This is a genomic window from Amycolatopsis sp. NPDC049868 (assembly GCF_044461365.1).
Lineage (GTDB): Bacteria > Actinomycetota > Actinomycetes > Mycobacteriales > Pseudonocardiaceae > Amycolatopsis.
Map to the genome: position 1 here is coordinate 987,849 of NZ_JBITKV010000001.1, position 9,138 is coordinate 996,986.

Annotated in this window: 4 protein-coding genes; all 4 read right to left on the reverse strand. The window is 68.2% G+C overall.

Annotated features, from left to right (window positions below; all coding sequences use genetic code 11):
- Positions 1-45: 45 nt before the first annotated feature.
- From ACIBTM_RS04880 to ACIBTM_RS04895, 4 genes are read right to left on the reverse strand one after another with little or no spacing between them, the layout of a single operon-like run.
- Positions 46-4,476, reverse strand: coding sequence for an amino acid adenylation domain-containing protein (locus tag ACIBTM_RS04880; protein WP_395875214.1), 4,431 nt, complete (start codon positions 4,474-4,476; stop codon positions 46-48).
- A 15-nt stretch (positions 4,477-4,491) separates the two neighbouring features.
- The gene (locus ACIBTM_RS04885) at positions 4,492-6,060 is read right to left on the reverse strand and encodes an amino acid adenylation domain-containing protein (RefSeq protein WP_395875215.1); all 1,569 of its coding nucleotides are present in this window, start codon (positions 6,058-6,060) and stop codon (positions 4,492-4,494) included.
- A 22-nt stretch (positions 6,061-6,082) separates the two neighbouring features.
- A complete protein-coding gene (locus ACIBTM_RS04890) occupies positions 6,083-7,822 on the reverse strand; it encodes a carbamoyltransferase N-terminal domain-containing protein (RefSeq protein WP_395875216.1) in 1,740 nt (579 codons plus the stop codon).
- Between the two features lie 49 nt (positions 7,823-7,871).
- A complete protein-coding gene (locus tag ACIBTM_RS04895) occupies positions 7,872-9,026 on the reverse strand; it encodes an MFS transporter (protein ID WP_395875794.1) in 1,155 nt (384 codons plus the stop codon).
- Between the last annotated feature and the right edge of the window lie 112 nt (positions 9,027-9,138).

A 9,138-nucleotide genomic window follows, 5' to 3' on the forward strand; every position in this document is an offset into this window, starting at 1 on the left:
CTTCCTGTCATGCGAGCTCAGTGGCGCCCGACCGGCGCTCCGGCGTCAAATGGTGAGTTCGGCCGCCAGGATCCGGCCGATCTCCGCGGCCGAGGGCGCGCGCAGGAGGTCGTGGTGCGCACCGGGGAGACGGTGTACTTCGATCGGCCCGTCGACCTGGTTCTTCCACAGTTCGGCGGAAAACCGGCCATCCGCGCCTTCGTCCGCGGCGAGGAACACGAGACGCCCGTCGTACCGCGGTCCTTCGTGACCCGCGAGCAGCGCGACGGTCCGCAGAGCCGTGTCGACGAGCTGGGCGGCCCGTTCGACGGGCAGGCCCAGCACAGCCGCGAGACGATCCGCCACGTCGTGTGGCCGGGGCGCGCCCTCCCCGGCCACGCCGACGCTGCGCAGCAGTTCCGACAGAACCCCGTCTTCGTGCACCACCTGGTCGGCCATGGGGTAGCTGTCGATCAAGGCCAGTAGCTCGACCTGCTCACCGTCGCGCCGCAACGACGCGGCCACGGCGTGGGCGATGACCCCGCCGAGCGACCATCCGACGAGACGGTACGGCCCACTGGCCTGATGACGCCGGACCTGCGCCGTGTAGTAGCGCACCAGAGTGTCCGCAGTGCCGAACCGCTCGGTGAGGGCGGCTTGGACGCCGTACACCGGCCCGTCCGCTCCCAGATGTGGCAGGAGCGCCGCATAACTCCAGCTGAGACCGGTGATCGGATGGAAACAGAACACCGGCCGCCCGCACTCCCCCGCGGCCAGCCGGATCACCGGATCCAGCAGGTCCCCGCCTTGGGCACCGTCGAGGCGCCGAGCCAGTTCGCGGACGGTGGGAGCGGTGAACAACGCACGCAGGGACACTCGCGCACCCAACACCTTCCCGATCCGTTCGACGAGCCGGACGATCAGCAGCGAATGGCCACCGATGTCGAAGAAGTTGTCGTCCAAGGCGACTTCAGGTAGATCGAGCACCTCGGCGAACAGCCCGCACAATGCCTGCTCGCGCGGGCTGCGTGGATACCCGCCGGCGCCCGAGGCGAACGTCGCGGGTGGTAGCGCGGCACGATCGAGCTTGCCGCTGGTGGTCAAGGGGAACGCGCCGAGGACCATCACCGTCGCGGGTACCTCGTGAGCGGGCAGGATCGTCGCCACGAAGGCCCGGAGGTCCGCCTCGATCGGCCCGTCGGACGGCACGACGTACCCGACCAGCTGGTTGTTACCGGCATGATCCTTCTGTGCCACCACAGCCGCCTGCGCGACCCCGGGGTGCCCGGTGAGTGCGGCCTCGACCGTGCCCGGTTCGACGCGGAATCCGCGGACCTTGACCTGATGGTCTCCGCGCCCGAGATAGCTCAGTTCCCCGTTCGCGGCACGGCGGACGAGGTCCCCGGTGCGGTACATACGCTCGCCCGCGGCACCGAACGGATCCGGCAGGAACCGTTGCGCGGTGAGCCCGGGGCGCCCGAGATAGCCGAGCGCGACACCCGCTCCCGCGATGTACAGCTCGCCGGTGACACCGATGGGCACGGGCCGGAGCCCGCCGTCCAGCACGTAGCAACGGACACCGCGCACCGGTTCCCCGATCGGCGGGTTCCGCTCGCCCGGCACCGAAGTGGACCACACGGTGGCGTCGACGGTCGTCTCAGTGGGCCCGTAGACGTTGTACACGACGTCAGCCGACATCGCCTTGGACACGGCCTCGGCGATTTCGACCGGCAAGGCCTCTCCGCCGAAGACGATCGTCCCGGCCGTGAACCCCGGCGATCCGGCCGCGGTGATCTGTGCCAGCAGTGACGGCACCCCTTGGACAAGCGATGGCTTCGGGGCGTCGGAACCTCGTTCGGCCAGGGCGATCAGGTCGCGCAGCACCTCCACGGTCCCGCCGCGGACCAGTGGCGCGAACACTTCGAAGACCGAAGCGTCAAAGCCTATCGAGGCCGTGGCCAGGACATGGGAAAGCTGGTCCTGGTCGAAACACCGGGAGGACCACTCGAGCAGGTTGGCCACGTTGCCTTGACTGACGACGACGCCCTTCGGCTGTCCCGTGGTACCTGAGGTGAACATCGCGTACGCCGGGAGCAGCGGATGTGACGGCACGGTGGGATCGTCCACGGGCCGGGAGCTCACGGAATCGCGTACCTCGGGCGCGTTCAGCCGCAGCCAGGTGACGTCACCACCGACCGGTACCGGATCACCGTCGATCAGGCCGACTTCGGGCCGGGCCTGTTCGAGCATGTACTCGATACGGGCCGCGGGGTAGGCCGGATCGATCGGCACATATGCGGCGCCGGACTTCGCCACGGCCAGCATCGCCACGACGAGCCTCACGTCGCGGGGCAGCGCGATGGCGACGAACCGGCCCGAGCCGGCGCCCGCCGCGATCAGTTCGTGCGCGAGGCGGTTCGCCCGGTGATTCAACTCGGCGTAGGTCAGCGACTCGCCCCCCGACACCGCGATGCGATGGGGCGTCTCCGCCACCTGCCGCTCGAACATCGCCGTCAGCGAGGGACCGGCGGTCGTCCCGGCGGGACCACCGAGGACGACCGCACGTTCGGCGTCGTCCAGAATTTCCAGCGAGGTGACCGCCCGGTCGGGTTCCCGCGCCGCCGCTTCGAGCAGCCGCAGCAGATAGCCGGCGATCCGATCCACTGTGGACTTGTCGAACAGGCCTCGGTTGAAGATCAGTTCACCGCTGATGCCGTTCGGGCCGTCTTCGTCGTCGAGGAGCTCCTGCCAGGACAGGACCAGGTCGAATTTCGAGTTGTCGAGTTCGACCGGAACATCCTCGGTGGTGATGCCGGGGAAAGCCGCGCTGCCGTCCGGAAGGTTCTGAAGCACCATCGAAACCTGGAACAAGGGGTGCCGTGACAGGGATCGTCGCGGGTTGAGCACTTCCACCAGGCGATCGAACGGGACGTCTTGGTGGGCGTACGCCGCCAGCGCCGTCTCGCGGACCCGTGCCACCAATTCGGCGAAGGTGGGGTCGCCTGCCGAATCGACCCGGACCACCAAGGTGTTCAGGAACAGGCCCACCACATCGTCGAGCGCGACGTCCGAGCGTCCCGAGACCGGTACGCCGATCGGGATGGCCGTCCCGGCTCCGAGCCGGGACAACAAGGCGCCGAACCCGGCTTGCAGGACCATGAACAAGGTCGCCTTGCTCCGCCGGGCCACCCGCCGCAGCCCGGCGTGAAGCGCCGGCGGAACGGTGAGGCGCACCAGGCCACCCCGGTGATCCATCACCTGGCCACGTTCCCGGTCGTACGGCAGCGCCAATTCGGCGGGTACCTCTTGGAGGGCTTCACGCCAGTACGCCACCTGACGGGCGGCGACACTGTCCGGGTCGGACTCCTCGCCCAGCAAGGCGCGTTGCCACAACGTGTGATCCGCGCACTGGACCGGCAGTAATTCCCAAACGGGGGCCCGCCCCACCAGCCGGGCGGTATACGCGCGGGACAGGTCCCGCAGCACCACGCCCGCCGACCAGCCGTCGGCCGCGATGTGATGCAGCACCAGCATCAGCACATGCGAGTCCGTACCGAGTTCGAACAGTACGGGGCGGATCGGGAGGTCCACGGCGAGATCGAAGCGCAGGGAGGCGACTTCGCTCATGGTCGCGGCCAAGTCCTCCTCCCGCACCTCCCGCACCGGAAGTTCCGGTAACGGCGCGGAATCCTCGACGATCACTTGGAAGAGCTCGCCGTCGATGTTGTGGTACAACGTCCGCAACGCTTCGTGGCGAGCCACCACGTCGAGCACCGCCGCACCCAGCGCCTTCCGGTCGAGCGGCCCGGTCAGTCTCCAGGCGACAGGCATGTTGTAAACAGCGCCGGAACCGTCCAGTTGCTCGATGAACCAAAGCCGCTGCTGCCCGAAGCTGGCGGGAACACGACCGCCCCTGGGGACCCTCCGCAACGCGGGCCGAGTCTCTCCCCCGACTTCGAGACGGTCCGCCAACGCACGGACCGTCGGCCGCTCGAACACGTCGCGCACCACCAACTCGACGTCGAGCACCGACCGGATCCGGCTGACCAGTCTCGTGGCCAGCAACGAATGCCCTCCGAGGTCGAAGAAGTCCTCGTCCACGGCGACGGAAGGCAGGTCGAGCACCGCGGCGAAAAGCTCGCACAACAACTCCTCCTGCGGCGAGCGCGGCACGCCGCGCAGCTGCGGCTTCGGCAACGCCGCGTGGTCCACCTCCCCGGAATCGGTCTTCGGCAACTCGGTCAGCAGCACGACCGCGTCGACCGCGCCGAAGTCGGGGAGCCCCTCGTCGAGATGGGCGGTCAGCTCCTGGGACGTCGGGGGCAGGCCACCGCCTGCAGGCACCACATAGGCGACCAGCAGTTCGTACTCGTCGTCGTTTTCCACCGTGAGCGCGAGGGCCGTCGCCACATTCGGATGCGCGGCGAGGCATTCCTCGATCATCCGCAGCTCGGCCGCCTGAGCGGGTGGCACGGTGTCGTCCGGGCGTTCGGTCATAACGGTCCCCCAGCTCTACGAATTCGCGGTCGGTACGGCGGGACCGCCCCGGCGGCGTGCCACCCTGGAGCCCCTGCGGCGGCCGGGCACATCACGTTCCGGGGACGGCAGCGCGGCGCGGTCGACCTTGCCGTTCGGGGTGAGCGGCAGCGCGGCCAGGGGCACCACGACGTCCGGGATCATGTAGTCGGGCAACGATTCGGCGAGGCGCGCGCGTATTCCTTCCGGCAGGGTGGTCTGGGCCTCGGGAACGACATAGGCCACCAACCGGCGCGCGCCATGGCGATCGGGGATGGCGACCACCACCGCGCGGCTGACTCCCGGCAACGTGCCGAGCACCGTCTCCACCTCGCCGACCTCGACCCGGAACCCTCGGATCTTCACCTGCCCATCGTCCCGGCCGAGGAATTCCAACTCCCTGTCCGAGCCGACGCGCACGACGTCACCGGTGCGGTACATGCGACTTCCCGGAGGTCCGAACGGATCGGGTACGAATCGCTCGGCCGTCAGTCCCGTGTGGTCGAGGTAGCCACGTGCCACGCCGCTTCCCGCGATGTACAACTCACCGAAGTCGGCCTTTTCCAGGCGCTCGTCGAGGACATGGACGCGCATCGCGTCGCGAGGCCGCCCCAACGGCAACCGACGGCCACTGTCCCAGGCTCCGTCCACCAGCAGATGGGTGGCGAACAGGGTGATCTCGGTGGGGCCGTAGAGGTGCCGGACACGGATGCCAGGGCAGGCCGCGAGCACCCGGCTCACGGCGGACGGCGGCACCACGTCCCCGCCGGTGAGCACCTCACGCACCGAAGCGACGGACTCGGGCAGCTCGTCGGCGACCACGCCGAAGACGCCCGCGGTCAGGTGCACGGCGGTGATCTCGTGGCGCAGCAGCAGATCCCGCAGGGTCACGGCATCGAGGTGCCGCTGTGGGGCGACCACGACGCGTCCGCCGTTGAGCAGGGGCACCCACAGTTCGTAGGTGGAGATGTCGAAGGCGTACGGCGCGTGCAACAGGACTGCGCGCTGCGCGTCGTCAGCCCAGCATCCGTCGGTGGCGAGGTCGACCACGCCGCGGTGGGTCACGGCGACGCCCTTGGGCTTTCCGGTCGACCCCGAGGTGTGGATGACGTAGGCGAGTCCCTCGCCGCTGACGGGCACGGCGGGATTGTGCGTCGGCTGCGCGGCCAGTTCCGGATCGTCCACCAGCAGCACCCTGGCACCGTGCTCGAACCCGACCGGGTGCCAGGCGTGGTCGACGAGCAGTACCTGAGCACCCGCGTCGGCCAGCGCCAGTCCTTGCCGGTCGGCCGGGTGGCCGGAATGCAGCGGCACATACGCCGCACCGGCCTTGAGCACCGCCAGCAGCGACACGACGAGGTCGATCGACCGCTCCTGGAGCACCGCGACCTTCGACTCCGCGCGTACGCCGAGGCCGATCAGCCGATGCGCCAAACGGTTGGCGAGCGAGTTCAGCTCGGCATAGGTCACCACCTCTTCGCCGCACTCGACCGCGTCGGCGTCGGGCTCGCGCTCGACCTGGTCTTCGAACCTGCCCTGGATCGTCCACTGGGACACGGCGGTCACCTCCTCGACATTCCCGAATTGTCTAAAGTGGACTGTCTCCGGTGTTCCAGCCGGTGAAGGCGGGGTTCGTGTAGAGCTTCTGTTCGGACCAGATGTAACGAGTGCCACCCCATTTCGCGGCTGATTCCACATCGGGGAAGAAGCCACTGCCGTTGAGGTTCGCACTCGTATTGCACAGCACCGGGATACCGCTGATCCGCTCGTAGGCTTCGAGGATCCGGCCGGTCGCGCTGCCCGCCGAAGAGTCGATGGTCTGCAACCGGGCGGTGCCGTCCAGATGCACCACGGCCGGCACCCGTTCCGCCCAGCCCGGACGCATATGGTGCTCGAACAGCATGTACGGGTCCGCGCCTCCGGGATCGAATACCTCGGCCGCCCGCGAAGTGAGGCAGATCGGTGCCACCGGCCGGTAATGCGCGCGATCCTTGATCCGGTTGAGCCGCTCCTTCATCACCAGGCCGGTGGCGGGCGCCAGGATGCTGCGGTTGCCGAGCGCCCTGGGGCCGATCTCGGCACGGCCGTCGAGTACGACGACCGGTTCCCCTTCGGTGTGCAGGAGCCCGGCGAGCTGATATTCGTCGAACGGGCGGACCTCCCAGCCAGCGGGCACGGGACCTCGCCGCAGTCGCGGTCCACTGTAGACATCCCACTCCAACGCGAGATGACCGCCTTCGCGGAACATTTCGCAGCAGGCGGTGCCTAGCGCGGCACCGGAGTCGTTGGGGAACGGCGGCACCCAGACATCGTCGAACAGCCCGCTTCCGCGTAACAGATTGTTCCACTTGATGTTCAGCCCGCAGCCGCCGCCGAGTACCAGATTCGGCCGCTTGCCCAGTCTTCCGCCGAGCAGTTTGGTCAGCACCCTGCTGGGTGCGCGGCGCAGTCGGAGGATGAGGCTGTGCAACAGCGCCTCGCCGAGGTACGCCTGAAAGGACGCGATCAGGTCGGCGTTGCTCAGCCCAGGGAACAACTGCTCACGGTTGACCGCGACCTTCTCCCCCACCAGTTTGGCGTTGTCGGTGGACACCGACGGGAAGCCTGTGACGAGTTCGCCGAAGATCGGGAACGAGTCCGGTTCCACCCGGCCCAACGCGGCGTAGGCCATCGCCTTGCCGGCGATGGACAAATGGTGCCGCATGACTTCGTCGGCGGTGAACCCCTCGGTGGGACGGTCGAACGGTTCGAAGCGCGAACTGAAATCGGCGAAGCTGTTACCGGTGATCGGCAGCAGGGAGGCGATCGGCGTGACCGTTCTGGTGCCCGCCTGTACGTGATAGAGACGGGGAACCATGCTGCCGTCCCAGACCAGCACCAGCGCGTCCTCGCCGCGAGCGGCGAACGGGCTCGAGCAGTAGGCGCCGAGCAGATGGTTGCTGACGTGGTGATAGCTGGCGTATCCCTCGCGGCCCGGGGCGAAGTCGTATCCGTCGAACGTGTACCGCTCCAATGGGTCTTGTTTGCCCCGGTCCTGGTAAGGCGCGACGGTCAGGTCCAGCGGGTCACCGCCGTCGGTGCTGGCGATCACCGACACCGGATTCTGTTCGTCGCCTTCGGTGAACCAGCCGTCGACCACGTAACGGTCCACTTCGGACGGATCAATGCCTTCCGAGCGCAGAATGCGCGCCACTCGCCGGAGGTCACCGAGCGAACTGTAGCGTTCGGCGTTGTCCAATTTCTCAAGCTCGATGCTGAACAACAGGCGGTTGTCGCGGATCACCGCGACCCCGCCATCGTGCGAGACTTTGACTCCGCAGATCAACATTGCCGCAAACCCTTCTAGCGCAGGAGCGTTGCTGGGCGGACAGATCGGATTACGCGGACACCTCGGCCTCGGGGACGGGGGCCCCGGGGAGTGCGCTGGGCCGCGACAACCGCTGACAGAGCACCCCGGCCCCGGTCAGCAGGAGGCCACCCAGTCCAGCGGCGGCGAAACCCCAAACGGGAGATGTGCTGTCGATGACGAAGCCGACGACCGGGCTGCCCAGCGCGATGCCCAGCCTGGTCGCGGAATCCTGCAGCCCCATGGCCTCCCCGCGCACCCTCGGCGGGGCGAGTTTGCTGACGGTCTCCGCGCACGCGGCCAGGGCCGGCGTGCACATCAGGTTCATCGGGATCAACGCTATTCCCAGCAGCCACCACGGGTGGCCGAGCAGGCCCACCGGTACCACCAGCAGGCCGAGCAGTCCGGCGAGGACTGCCTGGCTGAGCGATTTCCGGACCGCGCCGTGGATGAGGCCGCCGATGATGGAGGCGATGGACATCATCGCGAACACCACACCCGTCCAGCCGGATTCCCCAGTGGAGCCGAGTGCCGCGATCAAGGCCAGTTCGGTGCCGATCAAGGTGAACAGCACGCCGACCGAGATCAAGAGCGCGGCGAGCAGGCCCCCGGTCAGCCAGGTACGCGTCTTGGGCCGGGCTTTCCGGTTGTCCGGCTTGGCCTCTGCGGCGGCGCGAACCGGAAGGTTCGTGATCCACAACGCCAGCGACGTCAGTCCGATGCAGCAGCCGATACCGGTCAAGGCCACCGCCGAGGTGAGCTGGGTCGTCACCAAGACGACCAGCGCCGGGCCGAAGATGAATGAGGCCTCGGCGAGGATCGTGTCCAGGCTGAACACCGCGCGCCGCTGCTCCTCCGGTACCAGCGCGGTGAGGAACTGCCGGGTCAGCGAGTTCGCCGGCACCGCGAGCATGCCGGCGGGCGCGGCGAACACCACCAAGACCAAGTACGGCAGATGCGGCGCGCTCACCCAGTACAGAGTCGAACAGATACCGCAGACGGCGACGACCCCGCGCAGGCCGAACCGATCGATCATCCGGCCCACCGCGGGGGCGCCGATCGCTCCGCCGATCGTCGTCGCCGTCCCGACGAGCCCGGCCTCGGCGTACCCCTTGCCGAGTGTGTGCACCACGTGCAGGGTCATCAGGATGCCCATTGCGGTCATCGGTAAGCGGGCTACGAACATCATCAGGATGGTCGTGCGGACGCGCGGTAGTGCCAGCACGCGCCGGTAAACTCGGGGAAGCATGTCGCGATCGGATCCTTCGTCGGTCTGTATCGGGCTTCGGAAGACGCAC